Here is a 20,335-nt window from a genome sequence, read left to right on the forward strand (position 1 = left end):
CGCCAATCAGAAGTCATAAGCGATCTTGCTATACCAGAACCCGCCACCCGGATAGAACGGCGGGTTGCTGTACAGGTTCAGGCCATTGGCCGAAGGGATGGCGTTCTTGTCCGGGCGCACATTGAAGATGTTGGTGCCGCCCAGGCTGAGGGTGATGTTGTCCGCAATGGTGTAGGACAGGTCCAGGTCGGTGATCCATTTGGCACCGAAGCTGCGGTCGCCACTTTCCAGTTGTTGAAGCGTCTTGACCTTGCCATAGCGGGTGGTTTGCAGGTTCACGCCCAGATCGCCGAGGGTCCAGTTGGCGCCCAGCACCCATTTGGTTTTTGGTTGCGCGTCGGTCAGATCGCCTTCCCGGGCACGGCCGACCCAGGTCAGGCTGCCGCCGGTGTTGTCGCCCAGGCCCTGTAAGGCTGAGGGCTCGCTCTTGACGTCGGTGATGATGGTCTTGTTGTAGTTGAAGCCGGCACTCCAGCGCACATCGCCAAAAGCGCCATAACGGCTGGAGTGATCGAGCACGATATCCAGGCCGCGAGTGCGGGTGTCGAAGGCGTTGGCGTAGTACGAGGTCCAGGTGCTGGTGTCGACGCCTTGCGCGGTAAGAATCGGTGCCAGTGCCGGGCCGTACAGGCTTTCGGTACGCGCGATGCGGTCGGCGATTTCGATCCAGTAGGCATCCACCGTCACGCTGGTGCGCGGTGCCGGTTGCCAGGTCACGCCAAGGCCCAGGTTACGGGATTTTTCCGGGTCCAGAGGAGTGGCACCCAAGGCCTGGGCCAGGGCCGAATTGACCGGTGCGATGCGGGTCACGGCCGGCACGATGGTGCCGTCAGGCGCTGCACCGACCCGGTTGTCGGAGATGCTGTAGCCGATCTGGGTCAGGGAAGGTGCCCGGAAGCCGGTGCCCACTGTACCGCGCACCGCGAAGGTGTCGGTGAACTCGTAGCGGGAGTTGAGCTTGGCGCTGACGGTGTTGCCCGAGTCGTCATCGAAATGCTCTGCGCGCAGGGCCAGGTCAATGAACAGTGGCTCTATGGGCGTGATGCCGAAGTCCACATAGGCTGCATAGTTGTTGCGTTTGATACTGGTGGCGTCCAGAGGTGAAATGACCGCCGCAGCCTGAGCAGCAATCGAGGCCAACTGGCCTGCCAGCGGGTTGGGCTGGCCATTGGGCAGGGTGGCCGGGAAGCGATATCCCCCGACCTGATACGCCTGTGCATCACCGGCGAAGGTCCGGAAGCGTTCCCAGCGATGTTCCAGCCCCGCAGACACCTGTAGCGGCACACCGAACACGCCGTCAAAGGCGCGGGTGATGTCCAGGTTGTTGACCCATTGCTCGAAACGGTAGGTCGCCAGGTCATCAAAGGACGTCGGTGATGCCGGACCCAGTGACGGGTTGATGGTCAGGTCACTGTATTGATGGTTGTTGTTGCGCCCGTAAGTGGTGCTCAGGTCCCAGTTCCAGCCCAGTGATTCACCTTTGGCGCCTATCAGGTACTGGTAGTCGGTATCGTCCAGGTTGTTCAGCGGATAGTAGCCATCGGGGAACAGTTCCGGGATGTTGGCGTTGCCATTGGGGTAGCGGAAATAGTTATTGATGATGGCGTCGCGTTGGCCATAGGTGCCATAGGAATACAGCTTTGTCTGATCATCCAGTGGCAATTCGGCGTTGTAGGCCAGGTTGAATGCCTTGATCTGCGGGTCGCCGTTCTTGACGCCCACCCGGTCCCAGGTCGCCTCCCGAGGATCGCCGGGGAAGTAAGCGGTGTTGGTGGCTTTTTCATTCCAGCTGGCATCCCCACGCTTGCGGGCATCGGCGGACAGGTGCAGGAAGCCGCCATCCCCCAGTTCAAAGCCGGTATCGCCTTCGAACTTGGTCACTTCGCCTTCGCCGCTGTAGAGCTTGCCGTAGGTCACGCCCAGGTGGCCGCCCTGAGCGCTGGATTTGAGGATGACGTTGATCACCCCCGCAATGGCATCGGAGCCGTACTGGGCCGCGGCGCTGTCCTTTAGGACTTCGATGCGCTCCACAGCGCTGACGGGGATCATGTCGATGTCCACCGAGTTGGCGCCGCTGCTGTCAGTCGAGCCGTTGGCGGGCAGGGCGCTGTTATGGCGTCGCTTGCCATTGACCAGCACCAATGTATAAGCCGGTGCCAGGCTGCGGTTGGACAAGGGGCGGATAGTGGAGTTGTAACCGGCGACGTTGGTGCCGTAGTTGAACGAAGGCAGCAGCTTGGCGATGGCTTCGGTCAGGTCTGCGCGGCCGGTCTTGAGCAACTGCTCGCTGGTGACTATGTCGATGGGGGCCGGGCTGTTGGTCACGGTGCGCTCGGTGCCGCGAATGCCGGTGGAGATGACCGTGACCTTGTCCAGGCGGGTGTCATTGCCGGATTCTTCAGCCGCCTGAACGGGCGTTATCAGACCCAGTCCGGCAAAGGCGATACCTTTTAGCAGGTGAGGGTGCAGAGGCTTTGTGGCTGCGCGAGCAGTGAAGGCCATGGAGAGTGATCCTTGTCAGTTTCGGGAAGTTTTTCTGAGCCTCCACTGGTAGGGGTCGGTCTGTAAGCTGGAATATATGGTTATGAAACAATCCTGTGAAAGTTCTTTTCGGTATAAGCTAATTATAAATAATTTGAATTTATATTTATTGTGTAAATAAAATAATTGCATCTTTTGGTTGGCGGGAATCCGGACTTTCAGTCGCCAGCGGACCCTATGTGCAGGCTGCGCCACTTTGTCGCACCTCGGGCTATGGCCCGTCACCACACGCTTCCTGCCTTGGCCTGCACGCCGCCCGTGGATTCGCGGTGTTCGACAGGGCGTGAGAGTGGTAGATTCGCCGCCATGAAATTCGTCCGAACCCACCGCTCGCTCATTGCCTGGATGCTGTATGGCTTCATCCTGTTCAATGGCGTCATGTGCAGCGTCAGCCATGGGCAGATGCTGGGGGCGTTTTCCTCTGTAGAGGCCGCAGATATCTGTGGTGATCACCCGGACACTTCCCTGTCGATGGAAGGGCCGGACGAGGCCAGGCATGCGCTGGTCATGCAACTGGCCATGCTGGATTGCACCTTCGCCGGCAAACTGACCGGCATTGTGGTGTTCTTCATCGGACTGGGCTGGCTGCTGCGCTCGCGCGATGTCAGGCTGCGTATCCCGCCGGGCCTGATGCGCCAGTCTTCCCGTCACACTTCGCCAGGGCTGGTGCCACAGGCACCCTGAAGCCCGGTCTTGCCTTGATTGGTTGTCTGCAGCGCATCCAGCATGTGACGTGCTGCATGCCTTGCCTGTTTTCCTTCAAAGGACCGTAATGCATGACTCAATACCTGACCCGTCGCGAAGTGGTCGCGGGCCTCTCCTTGCTGAGCCTTGGCGTTCTGACCGGTTGCAATAACTCCAATGCCTTGCCGTTCAAGTACGGCAAGGACCTGAGCAACAAGATCATCGGGCGTAACTTCAAGCTCAAGAACTCTCAGGGTGATGTGCTGACCCTGTCGAGTTTCCGGGGCTATATGCCGATGGTGTTCTTCGGCTTTACCCAATGCCCGGCGGTCTGTCCGACTGCACTGGCCCGAGCGGCGCAGATCAAGAAACTGATGGGTGCCGATGCCGACACCTTCCAGGTGGTGTTCATCACCCTGGACCCGGAGCGCGACACGCCAAAAGTCATTGATGCCTATGTAAAGGCGTTCGACCCAAGTTTTGTGGCCCTGTCCGGCACGCTGGAAGAAACCGCGGCCACGGCCAAGGAGTTCGGCGTGTTCTACGAGAAGGTGCCGCTGGGCGACACTTATACGATTTCCCACACCTCAACCAGCTATGTGTTCGACACCCGTGGCGTGCTGCGCCTTGGTCTGTCCCACTCGCTGTCCGCACAGCAATGCGCAGAAGATCTGCTCACCTTGATGGAAGTATGTTGATGAATGCTCTGATCCGTAATGCCCTGAACGCCACCCCATGCAAAAGCCTGCTGCTGGCCCTTTCTGTCATGGGCATGAGCGTGCAGGCTCACGCGCAAACCACCGTTGATGACGCCTGGGTGCGAGCCACTGTGTCCGGGCAGCCTGCGACCGGTGCTTTCATGAACATCACGTCGACCACCAACAGCAAGCTGGTTGAAGTCAGCTCGCCTGCCGCGAAAGACGTGCAGATCCATCAGATGAGCATGAAGAACGATGTAATGAACATGCAGCAGGTCAAATCCATCGACCTGCCAGCCGGCAAGACTGTTGTGCTGGACTCCAATGGCTATCACGTCATGCTCATGGGCCTGGTTGCCCAGGTGAAGGAGGGCGATCAGGTGCCGCTGACCCTGACCGTTGAAGACGACAAGGGCGTCAAGGAGTCGATCAAGGTCCTCGCGCCAGTCAAGGCGCTGACGGCCCAGGGACATTCCGGTCATGGCGATCATAGCGGTCACTGATTGATCCGTTGACCCAGGCAGCGCCAAGCCCCGTCATGTCATTGCATGCCGGGGCTTTTTCATGGGTGAGATTTTTTATATTTCCTTTTTGAATAACAGGAGAACTAAATATTCTTTTCGGGAACAAGCGTGATCATGGATGATTGCCCGGCGCTATCAAATTGGAAAGGTGACTGATACCAACAGAACCTGGATTTTTACTGAAAAAATGCAGGAGTGTATCAATGGGCAATGTCCAGACCGCAGCCAGTGCGCATGAAGTGCCTTGGCGCCAAACGCCGAGCGGCGAATTGGTCGATCTGGGGCGTCCTTTTCGGGGACCCTTGGCGCTGTCGCGGTTGCACCGCACGCCCAAGCCTGTCTTGGGACGTCGGGAAGGAATTCTGCTCGGTGCATTTGCTCTGGTGTTGCATGGCGCAGTGATTTACTGGCTGAGCCAGACGCCGACGCCTGTTCTGCCGATCGTTCCGCCGGAAATTCCGCCGATGACCATCGAATTTTCCCAGCCCGCGCCGCCTGTGGTGGAAACACCGCCACCGCCGCCCGAGCCAATCGTTCAACCTGTGGTCGAGCCGCCGCCTCCCGTCGAGGATGAGCTGGCCGTCAAGCCACCGCCCAAGCCAAAACCCAAGCCGGTCGTTAAACCGCCGACTCCCAAGCCTGTCGCCAAGCCCGTGGAGCAACCGCCAGCGCCACCTGCACCGCCACAACCGGTTGCAGCGCCAGCGCCTCCAGCACCGCCTGCGCCAGCACCCGTGACGCCTGCTTCGGCCAGCGCCGGTTATCTGCGCAATCCGGCACCGGAATACCCGTCTCTGGCCATGCGCCGCGGTTGGGAAGGGACAGTCCTGTTGCGAGTGCATGTACTGGCCAGCGGCAAGCCTGGAGAAATCCAGATTCAGAAAAGCAGTGGTCGTGAATCGCTCGACGAAGCCGCAGTAACGGCAGTCAAGCGCTGGAGCTTCGTTCCAGCCAAGCAGGGCGATGTCGCCCAGGATGGCTGGGTCAGCGTCCCCATCGACTTCAAGATCAAATAACGGTTTCAAAGCTTCAATGCGAGCCACCTGACAAAAGGAGCATCGCGACACCAGAACCTGACGTATCAGCACAGCACGAGAGTACAGATCATGAACTTACTGGCATCCCCTTTTGAATCCATCGAACACGCCGTCATCTGGCTGCTGGTGGTCTTTTCCGTCGCGACCTGGGGCCTGGCCTTGCTCAAGGGCGTGCAGTTTTCACGTCTGAAATCCCAGGATCGCAAGTTCCACAAACAGTTCTGGGCGGCTTCCAGCCTGGACTCGGCCGCCGAGCTGGCTCAGCAGCAGCCGGGCGCCGCTGCTCGTGTTGCCCAGGCAGGTTATGCAGCAATCCAGGTGCATGAAGGCACTCAACAGACCGACCTGAGCCAGTCGATCAACCATCAGGATCGTCTGGAGCGCGCCTTGCGCCAGCAGATCGTGCGTGAGCGTCGTTCGCTGGAAACCGGCCTGGCTGTTCTGGCCAGTATCGGCAGCACCTCGCCCTTCATCGGTCTGTTCGGTACCGTCTGGGGGATCATGTCGGCACTCCAGGGTATCAGTGCTGCGGGTTCTGCCAGCCTGGAAACGGTTGCCGGTCCTATCGGTGCGGCCCTGGTTGCTACCGGTGTCGGTATCGCGGTCGCGGTGCCAGCGGTGCTGGTTTACAACTACTTCCTGCGTCGTCTGAAGCTGACCGCTGCCGACCTGGACGATTTTGCCCATGACTTCTACAGCCTTGCGCAGAAGAATTCCTTCCGTGTCCTGCTGCACCCGGTACTGACCAAGAACGGTGCCAGCGCCGCTGGCCAGAAAGTGAAAGAGGCTTCCTGATATGGCTTTCTCCACTCAAGACAGTGATGAAGTACTCAGTGAAATCAACGTGACACCTCTGGTGGACGTGATGCTGGTACTGCTGGTGGTGTTCATCGTGACTGCGCCGTTGCTGACCAACTCGATCCCGATCAATTTGCCCAAGACCGAAGCGGTCGCCCCGGCAGAGCAGAAGGACCCGCTGGTAGTGAGTATCGACGGGCAGGGCAAGGTGTTCATCAACAAGGACGAGATCCAGGCAGATCTGCTGGAAACCAATCTTCAGGCCGCCAAGGCCAAGGACGCGCAGGTTCGTGTGCAGCTTCAGGCTGACAACGATGTGAACTACGGCGAAGTGGCCCGTGCCATGGCCTCGATCGAACGTGCAGGCATCACCAAGTTGTCGGTGATTACTGCCAAATAGAGCAATACCCTTCAAGACAGTGAAGCCTTTAAGGTCGTACCCTCAGGTAGGTACGGCCTTTTTTTTGTGTGTGATGTTGTGGTCTTTCGCGAATGAATTCGCTCCTGCGGACTCCAGGCAGGAGCGACTTCAGTCGCGAAAAAGGCTCAATGAGCCCCAGCCGCCTTGTTCAGGTCGCTTTCTGCCCATTGGGTGTAGATACAGGCATCGGCGGTGGCCCAGCGGACGCGCACAGCATCACCGGCTTTCAGTTGCAGCCCGGTTGCAGACAGCGCCTTGACGGTCATGGCCGTACCGCCAGGGGTAACGACTGCGCAGGTCTGGCTTTCGCCCAGAAACAGTACCTCTGTCACCTTCGCGGTCACTTCATTCCAGCCATGTTCCAGCGGAGTGGCTTCAGCCTGTTGAATGCTCAGAGCCTGAGCTTTTTCCGGGCGGATCATCAACAGCACATCCTGATCGGTTTTCAGGCCAGGGGTCAGCCGAATCGACAGCGGGCTGCTTTCAAACGTCGCCACCGCATTGCCCTGAGCCTTGAGCTTCAGGAAGTTCGAGTTGCCCAGGAACGAGGCGACAAAGGCATTGGGCGGGTTCTGATAAAGGTCATAGCCAGTGCCCAGACCGACAATCTTGCCGTGGCTGAAGATCGCAATGCGCTGTGACAGACGCATGGCTTCTTCCTGATCGTGGGTCACGTAGACAATGGTGATGCCCAGACGACGATGCAACTGGCGCAGTTCATCCTGCAAATCCTCACGCAGTTTCTTGTCCAGCGCACCCAGCGGCTCGTCCATCAGCAGAATGCGCGGCTCGTAAACCAGCGCCCTGGCAATCGCCACCCGCTGTTGCTGACCGCCTGACAGTTGCGAAGGGCGGCGATGGGCGAATTGTTCCAGTTGCACCAGCTTGAGCATTGCATCCACACGTTTTTCGCGCTCGGCTGCCGGCAATTTGCGAATGGCCAGCGGGAAGGCGATGTTGTCGCGCACCGACAGATGCGGGAACAGCGAATAGCGCTGGAACACCATGCCGATGTCGCGCTTGTGGGGCGGCACGTTCACCAGCGACTTGCCACCGACCAGGATTTCTCCCGAACTGGGCGTTTCAAATCCCGCCAGCATCGACAGCGTGGTGCTCTTGCCCGAGCCGCTGGAGCCAAGGAACGTCAGGAATTCACCTTCCTGGATATCCAGGTCGATGTTGTCCACGGCGGCGAAGTCGCCGTAATACTTGTTCAGGTTGCACAGGCTGACCAGGGTGTTCGGGTCGTGTTGTGCGTTGTCTTTGATCACGGCACTCATGAGGTACTCCTGGCTTCGTTGCGGCGACGCAGGGTCGCGGCGATGAACATGACCAGCACCGACAGGGCGATCAGCAGCGTCGAAGCGACTGCAATGACCGGGGTCAGATCCTGACGCAGAGTGGTCCACATTTTGACGGGTAGGGTTTGCAGGGTCGGGCTGGCCATCATCACGCTCAGGACCACCTCGTCCCACGACACCAGAAACGCGAACAGCGCACCGGCAACCATGCCGGGACGGATGGCCGGGAAAGTGACCTTGATCACTGCCTGGATGCGCGAAGCCCCGCAGATCACAGCGGCATCCTCGATGGACTGATCGAACAGCTTCAGCGAGTTGATGATCGAGATGATGGTGAACGGCAACGCCACGATCACATGGCTGACCACGAAGGAAAACAGCGTGCCGGTGTAACCAAGCTTGAGAAACAGCGCATACACGGCCACGGCAATGATCACCAGCGGCACGATCATCGGCAGGGTGAAGATGCCATACAGCATGTCACGCCCCGGAAAGCGTCCGCGTACCAGAGCAAAGGCGGTGGGCAGGCCCAGAGCGACGGCGCTGATGGTGGTCAGCACGGCGACCTTGAAACTGGACATTGCCGCCTGCATCCACTCCGGATTGGAGAAAAACTGCTGATACCATTTCAGGGTCCAGCCCGGCGGCGGGAAGACCAGCCACTGGGAGGAGCCGAACGAAAGCAGCACGATGAACAGGATCGGCAGCAACAGGAACAGCGCGATCAGGCCTGTGGTCAGGTAAAGACCCAACCGCAGGCGCGTGCTCATGGCATTGGGAGTCAGGAGCATGGTTCACCTCGCATTGCTGGCGCCGACCGGGGATTCCGGCTGGAGCTTCAGGTAGAAGTAGAACAACACCAGGGTGATCAGGATCAGCAGCGCGGCTGCGGCGCTGGCCAGCCCCCAGTTCAGGAAAGACTGCACCTGTTGCACGATGAACTCGGGCAGCATCATGTTCTGCGCGCCACCGAGCAGTGCGGGGGTGACGTAGTAACCCAGGGACATGACAAACACCATCAGGCCACCGGAAAACAACCCCGAGCGACACAGCGGCAGGAACACTCTGAAGAAGTTGGTCCACGGGCTTGCGCCGCAAATGGAGCCGGCCTGCAATACCATCGGGTCGATGGCCTGCATGGTTGCCTGCAACGGCAGCACGATGAACGGGATCATGATGTAGCTCATGCCGATCACCACGCCTGTGAGGTTGTGAACCATTTCCAGCGGCTGATCGATGATGCCCATGGCCATCAGTGTCTTGTTGATGACCCCGGACGCCTGCAACAGCACCAGCCAGGAATAGGTGCGGGCCAGCAGGCTGGTCCACATCGACAGCAGCACGATATTGAGAATCCAGCGGCCCCAGCCGCGTGGCACCAGGGTGATGACCCAGGCCAGCGGGAAACCCAGCAGCACACTGAACAGTGTCACCAGGCCCGCCACCGAGAAGGTGTTGAACAACACTCTGGAGTAGGCTGAGTTGGCGAACAGTTGCTCGTAGTTGCCCAGGCCCGGAGTGGGCTCAAGCACGCCGCGAAGCAGCAGGCCTATCAGCGGTGCGAAGAAAAAAAGCCCCAGAAAGAGCAGTGCCGGGAGCAGATTGCGGCTGCCGCGCCAGCGTTGTGACAAAGTGGTTTTTGACTGCATCGTCACTGCCTTGGTGCAAGCCGCGCCAGCGGTGCTTGACGCACCACCGGCCGGGTTGGATTGACGGGAAGCGATAGCCGTCATTTTTACTTGACCAGCCATTCGTTCCACCGTGTCGCGATGTCCGGACCATTCTTGGCCCAGTATGCGAAGTCGAGAGTGATTTGATCCTGGGCATACGCGGTTGGCAGATTAGGCGCCAGCGTCGAATCCAGGCGCGGCACGCTGTCCAGGTTGACCGGCGCATAGGCGCTGAGGTTGGAGAAGTCTGCCTGGCCTTTAGGGCTGGTCGCCTCGGCGATGAACTTCATGGCAGCAGCTTTGTTCTTGGCGCCTTTGGGGACCACCAGGAAATCGGCCATGACCAGGTTCTGCTTCCAGCTCACGCCCACTGGCGCACCGTCCTGTTGCAGGGCGTAGACGCGGCCGTTCCACATCTGGCCCATGGACGCTTCGCCCGAAGCCAGCAGTTGCTGGGACTGAGCGCCGCCGCCCCACCAGACGATATCTTTCTTGATGGTGTCGAGTTTCTTGAAGGCGCGGTCCAGATCCAGCGGATAGAGCTTGTCAGGGGCTACGCCATCGGCCAGCAGTGCCAGTTCAAGTACGCCAGGGCTTGGCCATTTGTACAGGGCGCGTTTGCCGGGGTAGGTCTTGGTGTCGAACATGGCCGACCAGTCTTGCGGGGTCTTGGCGCCTACCTTGCTTTCGTTGTAGCCCAGTACGAAGGAGAAGAAGAACGAGCCGGCGCCGTGGTCAGACACGAAGCGAGGGTCGATCCGGTCACGCTTGATGGTGGTGAAATCGAGGGGTTCAAGCAGGCCTTCGCTGGCGGCGCGCAGGGCGAAGTCGGCTTCCACATCCACGACATCCCACTGCACGTTGCCGCTTTCGACCATGGCCTTGAGTTTGCCGTAGTCGGTCGGACCATCCTGCACAACAGTAATGCCGCTGGCCTTGGTGAAAGGTGTAGCCCAGGCTTGCTTCTGTGCATCCTGGGTCGAGCCACCCCAACTGACGAAGTTGACGCTTTCGGCGGCTATGGCTGTGAAACTTGAAATAGCCAACACGCCAGCAGCAAGAACTGCAGTTGCACGTTTGTTCAACACCATTTTCACGCCCTCATTTGTTGTGTTTTGAGCGGGCTTTTTTTGCCCGCGTATTCGGGAGCAGTAGGTCCAGTGGACCGGAGAAACTGGCGACCATGCCGGGTGCTGTTGTTTGGCCTTATCCCTCAGCGGGCGCACCTGACAAAAACCTTCGGTCTACGGAATGTCATATTATGGTATTCCAAACTTTGTGCAAGTATTTTGCCCTGCCGGAACCCGTTCCTTTTTAATTTTTTGCCCGTGAAAGCCTTTGTTTACTGGGGCAGGCGTCACCTCTTCAGACGTGTTGCCTGCCTTGCATCAGTGGCCGGTCAGCCAGTAAAAGGAATGCTTTCAACCACTTCCAGATCGTATCCGGTCAGCCCTGCGTACTTGAGAGGCGGGCCAAGATGGCGCAATTTACCCACGCCAAGGTCCTGCAGGATCTGTGCGCCAGTACCGACTTCCGAATAGATGCGTGACTGCGAACGTGTGTACTGGCGTGGCGGTTGAGTGAGTTGCGGAATGCGTTCGAGCAAAGCCTGGGACGACTCATGATTGGCCAGCACCACGACCACGCCGCGACCTTCTTCGGCCACCTTTTGCAGAGCGGCCCAGAGCGTCCAGTTTGCCGGTCCTGTGTATTCGGCACCTACCAGATCGCGCAGAGGGTCAACCACATGCACCCGCACCAGCGTCGGGTAATTACGCTGAATGTCGCCCATGACCATGGCCATGTGTACGCCACCTTCGATCCGGTCCTCGTAGCTGAACAGGCGGAAAGTCCCGTGGACGGTCGGCAGCTCGCGTTCGCCGATACGCACGACCGTGTGTTCGGTGCTCAGGCGGTAGTGGATCAGGTCGGCAATGGTGCCGATGCGGATGCCGTGCTTTTCAGCGAACAGTTCCAGATCGGGGCGGCGGGCCATCGTACCGTCATCGTTCATGACTTCGACGATCACCGACGCAGGCGTCAGGCCAGCCAGACGAGCCAGGTCGCAACCAGCCTCGGTGTGCCCGGCGCGGGTCAGCACGCCGCCTTCCCGGGCGCGCAGCGGGAAGATATGGCCAGGCTGCACCAGATCCTCGGCGCGGGCTTCGGGATTCACGGCGGCCTGAACGGTGCGGGCGCGGTCGGCGGCGGAAATGCCGGTGCTGACGCCTGTGGCGGCTTCTATGGAAACCGTGAAGGCTGTCGCGAAGACACTGCCGTTGCTGGGCACCATCTGCTCGAGCCCCAGACGCTGGCAATGTTCGTCGGTCAGGGTAAGGCAGATCAGGCCGCGTGCTTCGCGGGCCATGAAGCTGATTGCCTGAGGTGTACAGAGGTCGGCGGCGAGCAGCAGGTCACCTTCGTTTTCCCGGTCTTCATCGTCGACCAGCAGGACCATCTTGCCTTGGCGGTAGTCTTCAATGATGTCTTCGATGCGATCGAACGCCATACTCAGGATCTCGGTGTTATGGATGAAAAATCGTGGTATACCATAAGACAGAATATTTCATAGATTCCCTATCATTGAAACAGTGAGATCGCGATGAAGGCTTATTGGATTGCAAACGTGGACGTTACCGACCCTCAGCAGTACAGCGAATATACCCAGCGAGCGCCAGCGGCGTTCAAATTATTTGGTGGCAAATTCATGGCACGCGGCGGGCGTTCTGAAGCAGTCGAAGGACGCGAAACGCCGCAACGCACGGTAGTGATCGAGTTCGAATCGTATGAGCAGGCCGTGGCCTGTTATCGCTCGGCCGAGTATCAGGAGGCGATGAGTCATCGCCATGGCGTGGCGAAGGCCGAGATCGTGATTGTCGAAGGGGTTTGACTTATCCCCGTAGGAGCGAATTCATTCGCGAAGGGCCGTTTAGCGAATAAATTCGCTCCCACACGGAGGAAATTCACCGAATGAAATGCACCTTTCCGGTATCGTCATTGCCCATGTACAGGCCATACACCCCGGCCTGACGCTCGGTGATGTAGCGTTCGAGGATCTGCCGGATGGCTGGGTAGTAGATGCTGTCCCACGGGATTTCTTCAGGTGCGAAGAAGCGGTAATCCAGTGTCTCCGGCCCGAACTGGCCGGTGATTTCCAGTGCTATTGCCCGGAAGACGATATACACCTCGCTGATCTTCGGCACGCTGAAGATGGAGTAGGGCGAGATGATTTCTGCGCGTACGCCGCTTTCTTCCCAGACTTCGCGCAGCGCCGCCTGCTCGGTGGTCTCGCCGCTTTCCATGAAGCCTGCCGGAAGCGTCCAGGTGCCGGGGCGTGGTGCGATTGCCCGTTGGCACAGCAGGTACTTGCCTTCCTGCTCGATGATGCAGCCGGCAATGATCTTGGGATTGACGTAGTGAATGTAGTTGCAACTGCCGCACATCAGCCGCGCATGGGTATCGCCCGGTGGCACACGCTGATCGAGATCAGCGCTGCCGCACTGCGGGCAAAAGCGCGGCGCTGGCATGTCAGCGGCCTATGCGGGGTTCTTTGAGCACGACGGGGGCAACGATGTCGCGAACCTTGGCATCATCGTCCTGCTTGGACTTCAGGTATTCCAGCGCCACCTTGGCGGCATTGCGCACATGATCGACCGAGGCCTGATGCGCCGCCAGCGGGTCGCCGCTCTTGATGGCTTCGACGATGCGTTCCATTTCCTGGCTGCTCGCACCGCGACGATTGACCTGGGACACCGAGGTGGCACGCAGGTAGCTTATACGTGCCTGCAACTGCCGCAACTGGGTGGCGGCGATGTGATTGCCCGACCCTTCAAGCAGCACATCGTAGAAGCTTTGCACCGAGTCGATGACCTGTTGCAGCTCGCCATCGTTGAGTGCCTTGCGGTTTTCTTCGAGGGCCTTTTCCAGGGCACGGATATCTTTTGCCTTGGCTCGCAGGGTGAAAAGCTGCACGATCAGCCCTTCAAGCACGCAACGCAGTTCATAGATATCGCAGGCATCTTCCAGAGTGATGATCGCGACCCGTGGCCCCTTGGCGTCGGCGAACTCCACCAGCCCCTCGGACTCCAGGTGACGCAATGCTTCGCGCACCGATGTTCGACTGACCCCCAGGCGGTCGCACAAGTCTCGCTCGACCAGGCGATCTCCCGGCAGAAGCTGGAAGTTCATGATCGCGCTGCGCAGTTTGTCCAGCACGATCTCACGCAGGGTAACGGGATTGCGATTGACCTTGAAGTTGTCGTCGAGTGGCAGGCGTTTCATCGGGTGTGCTCGGAGTGGGGCTGTCTATGTGAAAAACACGGCCAGAACAAGGCGGTCGCGTTCATGGCGTCAGCCTGAAAACTGGTCGGGCTGACGCATGACCGGGCATGCATCGCCCGGAAAGGTGCCGAGTTTATCATGCCGTTGCGCTCGACTACCAAGAACCCCGTCTCATGCAAAAGGTGGCAGAGCCCCCAGTTTGCCGCGGTAGTAGAGCATCGGCGTCGCCGGTGTTTCGGGCAGGATCAGGTTTTTCACGGCACCGACGATGATGGCGTGATCGCCGCCATCATATTCGCGCCACAACTCGCACTCGATGATCGCCGTCGCCTTGCTCAGCAACGGGTTGCCGAGGTCGCTCAGGTGCCATTCGATACCCTTGGTCTTGTCCTTGCCCTTGCTGGCGAAAGCATAGGCTTCGGTCTGCTGTTCTGCGGACAGCAAATGGATGGCGAATTTTTTACTGTCGCGCAGGACCGGGTAGGTGTCGCTGGCATAGTTCGGGCAGAACAGCACCAGCGCGGGGTCGATGGACAGTGCGCTGAAGGCACTGGCGGTGATGCCTACCAGACCGCCTTCGGCGTCAAGTGTGGTGACGATGGTGACGCCCGAGGGAAAGGACGCCATGACTTCTTTATAAATGCCGGGTTCTATCATTGCCGCCGCCTCACTCAACGCATTACAAAAGGATCAGGCATAGGGGCCTGCGATAGATTGATCCATACCGTTTTCAGTTCGGTATAGGCCAGGACCGAGTCAATGCCGCTCTCACGGCCATAGCCGCTGTTCTTGAACCCGCCGATGGGGGCCATGGCAGAGACGGCTCGATAGGTGTTGACCCAGATGATACCTGAACGAATGTCCCGTGCCAGACGGTGTGCGCGGCCAAGGTCGCGGGTCCAGATGCCTGCCGCCAGACCAAACTGGGAGTCGTTGGCAATTGCCAGGGCTTCGGCTTCGTCCTTGAAACGAATCACGGACGCCACAGGGCCGAAGACTTCTTCCTGCATGATCTTCATGGAGTTGCGGTCGCACTCGAACAGGGTCGGCTCGTAGAACCAGCCTTCACTGGCTGTTGCCGGGCGTTTGCCACCCAGTCTCAGGCGTGCGCCTTCGGCCAGAGCGTCAGCCACCAGACCTTCGACCACCGCCAGTTGCTGGGCGGTGGCCATGGGGCCCATTTCAGTGGTTTCGTCCTGCGGGTTACCGATGCGGATGCGGCTGGCACGTTCGGCCAGCCGCTCGACGAATTCGTCGTAGATCTCGTCCTGAACCAACAGTCGCGAACCGGACACACAGCTTTGCCCCGAGGCTGCGTAGATACCGGCGACCGCGCCATTGATGGCGCTGTCCAGATCGGCGTCGGCAAAGATGATGTTGGGGGATTTGCCACCCAGTTCCAGTGACAATTTGGCGAAGTTCTCGGCGCTGCTGCGCACTACATGGCGTGCGGTCGCGGCACCGCCGGTAAAGGCGATCTTGCGTACCAGCGGATGACGGGTCAAGGCTGCGCCGGTGCTTGGGCCATAGCCGGTCACGACATTGACCACGCCCGGCGGAATACCGGCTTCCAGTGCCAGGCGAGCCAGTTCAAGAATGGTCGCCGAGGCATGTTCGGAAGGCTTGAGCACGATAGTGTTGCCAGCCGCCAGTGCCGGAGCCAGCTTGATGGCTGTCAGGTACAGCGGGCTGTTCCAGGGAATGATCCCGGCGACCACGCCCATCGGTTCATGGACGGTGTAGGCAAACAGATCAGGCTTGTCGAGGGGCAGGGTGCCGCCTTCGAGTTTGTCTGCAAGGCCGGCCGTGTAGTGGAAGAACTCCGGCAGATAGCTCACCTGACCGCGGGTTTCGCGGATCAGCTTGCCGTTGTCGCGGCTTTCCAGCTGGGCCAGTTGTTCCTTGTTCTCGGCAATCAGGTCGCCCAGCCTGCGCAGCAGTTTGCCCCGTGCAGTGGCGGTCAATCCACGCCATGCCGGGCTTTCAAAGGCCTTTTGCGCCGCCTGGACGGCGCGCTCCACATCCGCTTCATCAGCGTCGGGCAATTGTGCCCAAGGCTCGGCCAATGCAGGGTTGAGACTGTCGAAGGTCTTGCCGGAAAGTGCGTCGACCCATTGGCCGTCGATGCACATCTGAAAGCGCGTGAGAGTCATGCAACGATTCCCTTTACCGGGTTGTGTAGAGCTGCCGACTTGTCGAGGAAGTCCAGCAACACCTGATTGACCAGACGTGGCGATTCCACCGGCATCATGTGCCGCTGCTCGGGCAGTATCGCAACCTCTGCACCCTGAATGCGCATTGCCAGCTGGCGGGCCATGTCGGGCGTCGAGCCCGGGTCCAGCTCGCCGGTGGCAATCAGCGTCGGGACGTGAATATCGCCCAGATCGTCGGCGCGGTACATATCCTGCGTGGCGAACAGCTTGTAAGTCGTCAGGTAGCCCTGCGGATCGTTGCTGGCCAGGTTCTGGCGGATGGCAGCGATCTGCGCGGGGTTGGCGGCCTGGTATTCACGACTGAACCAGCGCGACAAGGCCTCTGCTGCATTGGCGTCCGGCCCGTGCTCGGCTGCCTGGCTGGTGCGTGCAATCACACCGGCACGTTGTTCGGGGGTGCGATTGAATACGCTGTTGAGGATGACCATGCCTGACAGGTGCTGCGGGAAGTGCAGGGCAAAGGCCCGCGCCACCAGCCCGCCCATCGAGAAGCCGATGATCGTGGCCTGGGGCAAACCCAGATGGTCGAGCAGCTCACGCAGTTGTTCGGCATAACCGGGCAGGCCGGTATCCGGGTCCGGGCGCGGACTCGATCCATGACCCAGCATGTCGTAGGCAATGACTCGATAGTGCGGGGACAGACCGACGATCTGCCCGCCCCACATCTCTTTGTTCAGACCTACCCCGTGAATCAACACCACAGGGTGGCCTTGGCCGGTGGCCAGATAACTGGTCCCGGCCGGGGTGCGTTCAGCGGTGAGCTGAATCATGGATCGCTCCTGCGCAGGCATTCATTATTGTTGGGGATGGATGATTACTGGGCCTTTTCGGCAGCCAGCTCTTCCAGGTCGATATAACGGTTGCCGATGCGCGGATGCAGACGGCCGCCGTTGGCTGCGCCCAGCACGACAATGATTTCATCGGCGCGTGGCGAGTCTTCGATCTGCATTTCCAGGGTGATGTAGTGCGAGCGCAGGCCTTCGTCGTCCTTGTGCATCATCGGGATCTGGATGGACGTGCCCGGGCCGCCGCGTTTGTTGGTGAAGCTCAGGTAGCTCTTGGCCTTGACCGCTTCACGGTAATGGTTGCCAAAACGCAGGGTGTGAATGACCGCCGAAGCATGCTCGATCTCGCCTTCGGCCCCGACCACAGCGGCTTTGCCATAGGCCTCGATCTTGTCTGCACCACCGATGGCATCGGTCAGGCGTTTGACCATCAGTTCGCCCAGCTCTGAGCAGTTGGCGCGGATTTCCGGCTTGAGGTCTTCGACAAAACCACGACCGAGCCAAGGGTTCTTGATCACGACAGCCAGGCCGACCATGGTCACTGGTTTGTCGGTCGCCTTGCCGCCTTCGATGAAGGTCTCTTCGGTGTAATTGACGATCTTGCGAATTTCAAAGCTCATGTAGGACTCCCGGATCGAGCGCTGTTGTATTTCGTCTGATGGTATACCATAAGATTGCGTGTGCAAGCGCTTTATTCGAGTCGGATACAAAAACCTCGTGCGTCGACCATTCGTCAGTCGTTCTTCCCTGTTCTTTGAACGTTGGTCCCGGGTGACGGGCCAGATATTCCATGAGCCATGGATGACTTCCGTCTTCTTCAGCCCACAACAGGAGAAAGAAATGACTGACTACCCGAGACCTCCATTCCCGCCACAGGCCCAATCGGTGCCCGGTTCGCAGGCGAAGATGGAGCCTTATCCCGATTGCGGCGAACAGAGCTACCGCGGCGCTGAACGGCTACAAGACAAAATTGCCCTGATTACTGGCGCCGATAGCGGCATTGGTCGTGCGGTGGCCATCGCCTTTGCACGAGAGGGCGCCGATGTCGCGCTTTCTTATCTCGATGAGCATGAGGACGCTCAGGAAACCGCTCGCTGGGTCGAGCAGGCGGGCAGGCAGTGCCTGCTGCTGCCGGGTGATCTGGCGCAGAAGGAGCATTGCCGTGGCATCGTTGAAAAAACGGTGGAGCGATTTGGCCGGATTGATGTATTGGTCAATAACGCAGCTTTCCAGATGAGCCACGAAACCTTCGAGGAAATCACCGATGAGGAGTGGGTGAAGACCTTCGATATCAATATCACGGCGATATTTCGTATCTGTCAGGCGGCTCTGCCGCACATGGCTGCGGGCAGCTCGATCATCAATACCAGTTCGGTGAACGCCGACATGCCCAAGCCAACCTTGCTGGCCTATGCCTCCACCAAAGGGGCCATTGCCAACTTCTCCGGTGGCCTTGCGCAAATGCTGGGCGAGCGTGGTATCCGGGTGAACAGCGTCGCTCCGGGACCGATCTGGACACCCTTGATCGTTTCGACCATGCCCGAAGAGGAGGCCAGCAACTTTGGTAGCCAGACGCCATTGGGGCGTCCGGGCCAACCTGTCGAGGTCGCACCTGTTTATGTGTTGCTGGCTTCCGATCAGGCCAGCTACACCTCGGGCGCGCTGTATAGCGTCACGGGTGGTAAGCCCATTCTGTAGCGAACATTCTGGTGTCGATGTAATCCCATGCAGTGACGGCCTGACGATGAGGTGTTGGCAGGCCGCTGCTGTTTCCGTATGTCATTCATTCTTGACTGTGCCTTGACTTATGCGGGGATATCCCCGTAAGTTGGGCGGCTCTGTCATTCAACTGCCTCAGGAGAATTGCCATGTATCCCGATGTTCAGCTCTTTATCGATGGCCAATGGCGTGCAAGCCGTGATGGCCGCACCTTGCCTGTCATCGATCCTGCCACCGGCCAGTCTCTGGGAACTGTGGCGCATGCCAGCATTCCCGATCTGGATGAAGCGCTGGCGGCAGCTGAACGTGGTTTTGCAACCTGGCGTGCCACTTCGGCTTATGATCGCTACAAGATCATGCAGAAAGCTGCACAACTGTTGCGCGAACGCGCCGACAGCATCGCCCGCATCATGACTCAGGAACAGGGCAAGCCGCTGGCCGAGGCGCGCATGGAAACCCTGTCTGCTGCCGATATCATCGACTGGCTGGCCGAGGAGGGGCGCCGCAGCTATGGCCGCCTCGTGCCGTCGCGCAATCCTTCAATCGAACAGAAAGTCATCAAGGAGCCGGTTGGCCCGGTGGCGGCGTTTACGCCCTGGAACTTCCCGATCAACCAGGTGGTGCGCAAGCTGTCTTCCGCACTGGCTGCCGGTTGTTCGATCATCATCAAGGCACCGGAAGAAACCCCGGCATCGCCTGCTGAACTGATTCGTGCCTTTGCCGATGCTGGCGTGCCGGCAGGTGTGATCGGTCTGGTGTATGGCATTCCTGCCGAAATCTCCAATTACCTGATCCCGCATCCGGTGATCCGCAAGGTGACCTTTACTGGCTCCACGCCGGTGGGCAAGCAACTGGCGGCCCTGGCTGGTCAGCATATGAAACGTGCCACCATGGAGCTGGGCGGCCATGCGCCTGCGCTGGTATTCGACGATGCCGATCTGGATCTGGCTGCTCGGGTGCTGGTAACCGCCAAATTCCGCAATGCCGGCCAGGTCTGCGTTTCACCGACGCGGATTCTGGTTCAGCGCAAGGTATTCGAGGCTTTCACCGAGAAATTCGTCGGCCTGACCCGTGAGGTCAAGGTGGGCAATGGTCTGGAGGCGGGCACCACCATGGGGCCGGTGGCCAATGAGCGTCGTGTTCCGGCGCTGGTGGATCTGGTCGAGGATGCCGTGGGTGCCGGTGCGAAGCTTGAAACGGGCGGCAAGGCCCTTGAAGGGCCGGGCTATTTCTTCGAGCCAACCGTATTGAGCGGTCTGAACCGTGAAATGCGCATCATGAACGAAGAACCTTTCGGGCCGGTAGCATTGCTGGTGCCGTTCGACACGCTGGAAGAGGTTATCGCCGAATCCAACCGAGTGCCGTTCGGGCTGGCGTCCTATGCCTTCACCACGTCGATGAAGACTGCTCAGGCGCTGAGCAATGGCATCGAGGCAGGCATGCTGTCGATCAACCATCAGGGCATTGGCCTGCCTGAAATTCCGTTTGGCGGGATCAAGGACTCAGGCTACGGCTCCGAAGGCGGCACCGAAGCCATCGAGGCTTACCTCAATACCAAGCTGGTGACGCAGTTCAACTAAACCTGCCCCGGTAGGAGCGAATTCATTCGCGAAGATCTTCATACCTTCTTCGCGGATAAATCCGCTCCTGCGCAGGTGGGGTT

21 protein-coding genes are annotated in these 20,335 nt (G+C 59.3%); 9 read left to right on the top strand and 12 right to left on the bottom strand.

Annotation, left to right across the window (positions count from 1 at the left end):
- Positions 1 to 6: 6 nt before the first annotated feature.
- On the bottom strand, positions 7 to 2,502 hold the full coding sequence (locus Q6A51_RS01830) for a TonB-dependent receptor plug domain-containing protein (protein ID WP_304573996.1): 2,496 nt from the start codon (positions 2,500 to 2,502) through the stop codon (positions 7 to 9).
- 345 nt (positions 2,503 to 2,847) lie between these two features.
- Here Q6A51_RS01830 and Q6A51_RS01835 point away from each other — a divergent pair, with 345 nt between their 5' ends.
- From Q6A51_RS01835 to Q6A51_RS01860, 6 genes are all read left to right on the top strand, one after another.
- Complete coding sequence (locus Q6A51_RS01835; RefSeq protein WP_201001932.1) at positions 2,848 to 3,225, top strand: DUF2946 domain-containing protein; 378 nt, start codon at positions 2,848 to 2,850, stop codon at positions 3,223 to 3,225.
- Positions 3,226 to 3,317: 92 nt separating this feature from the next.
- Positions 3,318 to 3,923 carry an SCO family protein gene (locus Q6A51_RS01840; protein WP_201017555.1) on the top strand — a complete coding sequence of 202 codons (606 nt, stop codon included), beginning with the start codon at positions 3,318 to 3,320 and terminating at the stop codon, positions 3,921 to 3,923.
- Positions 3,917 to 4,426 (top strand): copper chaperone PCu(A)C, encoded by a 510-nt coding sequence (locus Q6A51_RS01845; protein ID WP_304573997.1) that lies wholly within the window; start codon positions 3,917 to 3,919, stop codon positions 4,424 to 4,426. The genes Q6A51_RS01840 and Q6A51_RS01845 overlap by 7 nt, the downstream gene beginning before the upstream one ends.
- A 224-nt stretch (positions 4,427 to 4,650) precedes the next feature.
- Positions 4,651 to 5,463 carry an energy transducer TonB gene (locus Q6A51_RS01850; protein WP_201017553.1) on the top strand — a complete coding sequence of 271 codons (813 nt, stop codon included), beginning with the start codon at positions 4,651 to 4,653 and terminating at the stop codon, positions 5,461 to 5,463.
- Positions 5,464 to 5,553: 90 nt separating this feature from the next.
- A complete protein-coding gene (locus tag Q6A51_RS01855) occupies positions 5,554 to 6,279 on the top strand; it encodes a MotA/TolQ/ExbB proton channel family protein (RefSeq protein WP_201001940.1) in 726 nt (241 codons plus the stop codon).
- Between the two features lies 1 nt (position 6,280).
- Positions 6,281 to 6,682, top strand: a complete 402-nt coding sequence (locus tag Q6A51_RS01860) for an ExbD/TolR family protein (protein WP_122318332.1) — start codon at positions 6,281 to 6,283, stop codon at positions 6,680 to 6,682.
- A 146-nt stretch (positions 6,683 to 6,828) separates the two neighbouring features.
- On the opposite strand, the gene Q6A51_RS01865 is transcribed toward Q6A51_RS01860, so the two are convergent.
- From Q6A51_RS01865 to ribBA, 5 genes are all read right to left on the bottom strand, one after another.
- Entirely contained in the window at positions 6,829 to 7,983 is a 1,155-nt protein-coding gene (locus tag Q6A51_RS01865; protein ID WP_304573998.1) for an ABC transporter ATP-binding protein, read from the bottom strand.
- Complete coding sequence (locus Q6A51_RS01870) at positions 7,980 to 8,795, bottom strand: ABC transporter permease (RefSeq protein ID WP_201001946.1); 816 nt, start codon at positions 8,793 to 8,795, stop codon at positions 7,980 to 7,982. The genes Q6A51_RS01865 and Q6A51_RS01870 overlap by 4 nt, the downstream gene beginning before the upstream one ends.
- A gap of 3 nt (positions 8,796 to 8,798) precedes the next feature.
- Positions 8,799 to 9,755: an ABC transporter permease gene (locus tag Q6A51_RS01875; RefSeq protein ID WP_201001948.1), complete on the bottom strand. Its 957-nt coding sequence runs from the start codon at positions 9,753 to 9,755 to the stop codon at positions 8,799 to 8,801.
- Positions 9,740 to 10,765 (bottom strand): ABC transporter substrate-binding protein, encoded by a 1,026-nt coding sequence (locus tag Q6A51_RS01880; RefSeq protein ID WP_304573999.1) that lies wholly within the window; start codon positions 10,763 to 10,765, stop codon positions 9,740 to 9,742. Before Q6A51_RS01880 ends, Q6A51_RS01875 begins: the two co-directional genes overlap by 16 nt.
- Before the next feature lie 308 nt (positions 10,766 to 11,073).
- Positions 11,074 to 12,183, bottom strand: a complete 1,110-nt coding sequence (ribBA, locus tag Q6A51_RS01885) for a bifunctional 3,4-dihydroxy-2-butanone-4-phosphate synthase/GTP cyclohydrolase II (protein ID WP_201001951.1) — start codon at positions 12,181 to 12,183, stop codon at positions 11,074 to 11,076.
- Positions 12,184 to 12,276: 93 nt separating this feature from the next.
- Between ribBA and Q6A51_RS01890 the strand changes: the two genes are divergently transcribed.
- Positions 12,277 to 12,564, top strand: a complete 288-nt coding sequence (locus Q6A51_RS01890; RefSeq protein ID WP_201017548.1) for a DUF1330 domain-containing protein — start codon at positions 12,277 to 12,279, stop codon at positions 12,562 to 12,564.
- A 73-nt stretch (positions 12,565 to 12,637) separates the two neighbouring features.
- Here Q6A51_RS01890 and Q6A51_RS01895 read toward each other — a convergent pair whose 3' ends face one another.
- The 6 genes from Q6A51_RS01895 to Q6A51_RS01920 form a co-directional block, all read right to left on the bottom strand.
- Complete coding sequence (locus Q6A51_RS01895) at positions 12,638 to 13,201, bottom strand: NUDIX hydrolase (RefSeq protein WP_201001954.1); 564 nt, start codon at positions 13,199 to 13,201, stop codon at positions 12,638 to 12,640.
- 1 nt (position 13,202) lies between these two features.
- The gene (locus Q6A51_RS01900) at positions 13,203 to 13,955 is read right to left on the bottom strand and encodes a GntR family transcriptional regulator (RefSeq protein WP_201001956.1); all 753 of its coding nucleotides are present in this window, start codon (positions 13,953 to 13,955) and stop codon (positions 13,203 to 13,205) included.
- 171 nt (positions 13,956 to 14,126) lie between these two features.
- A complete protein-coding gene (locus Q6A51_RS01905) occupies positions 14,127 to 14,612 on the bottom strand; it encodes a flavin reductase family protein (RefSeq protein ID WP_201017547.1) in 486 nt (161 codons plus the stop codon).
- A 14-nt stretch (positions 14,613 to 14,626) separates the two neighbouring features.
- A complete protein-coding gene (locus tag Q6A51_RS01910) occupies positions 14,627 to 16,108 on the bottom strand; it encodes an aldehyde dehydrogenase (RefSeq protein WP_201017546.1) in 1,482 nt (493 codons plus the stop codon).
- Positions 16,105 to 16,938: an alpha/beta fold hydrolase gene (locus Q6A51_RS01915; RefSeq protein ID WP_201017545.1), complete on the bottom strand. Its 834-nt coding sequence runs from the start codon at positions 16,936 to 16,938 to the stop codon at positions 16,105 to 16,107. Before Q6A51_RS01915 ends, Q6A51_RS01910 begins: the two co-directional genes overlap by 4 nt.
- Before the next feature lie 44 nt (positions 16,939 to 16,982).
- Complete coding sequence (locus tag Q6A51_RS01920) at positions 16,983 to 17,573, bottom strand: amino acid synthesis family protein (protein ID WP_201017544.1); 591 nt, start codon at positions 17,571 to 17,573, stop codon at positions 16,983 to 16,985.
- A 220-nt stretch (positions 17,574 to 17,793) separates the two neighbouring features.
- Between Q6A51_RS01920 and Q6A51_RS01925 the strand changes: the two genes are divergently transcribed.
- Together Q6A51_RS01925 and Q6A51_RS01930 are read left to right on the top strand one after the other, a co-directional pair.
- Entirely contained in the window at positions 17,794 to 18,651 is an 858-nt protein-coding gene (locus Q6A51_RS01925; protein ID WP_201017543.1) for an SDR family oxidoreductase, read from the top strand.
- A 170-nt stretch (positions 18,652 to 18,821) separates the two neighbouring features.
- A complete protein-coding gene (locus Q6A51_RS01930; protein WP_201017542.1) occupies positions 18,822 to 20,252 on the top strand; it encodes an NAD-dependent succinate-semialdehyde dehydrogenase in 1,431 nt (476 codons plus the stop codon).
- Positions 20,253 to 20,335: the final 83 nt, after the last annotated feature.

Origin of the sequence: Pseudomonas serbiensis (assembly GCF_030580745.1) — a bacterium.
Taxonomy (GTDB): Bacteria; Pseudomonadota; Gammaproteobacteria; order Pseudomonadales; family Pseudomonadaceae; genus Aquipseudomonas; species Aquipseudomonas serbiensis.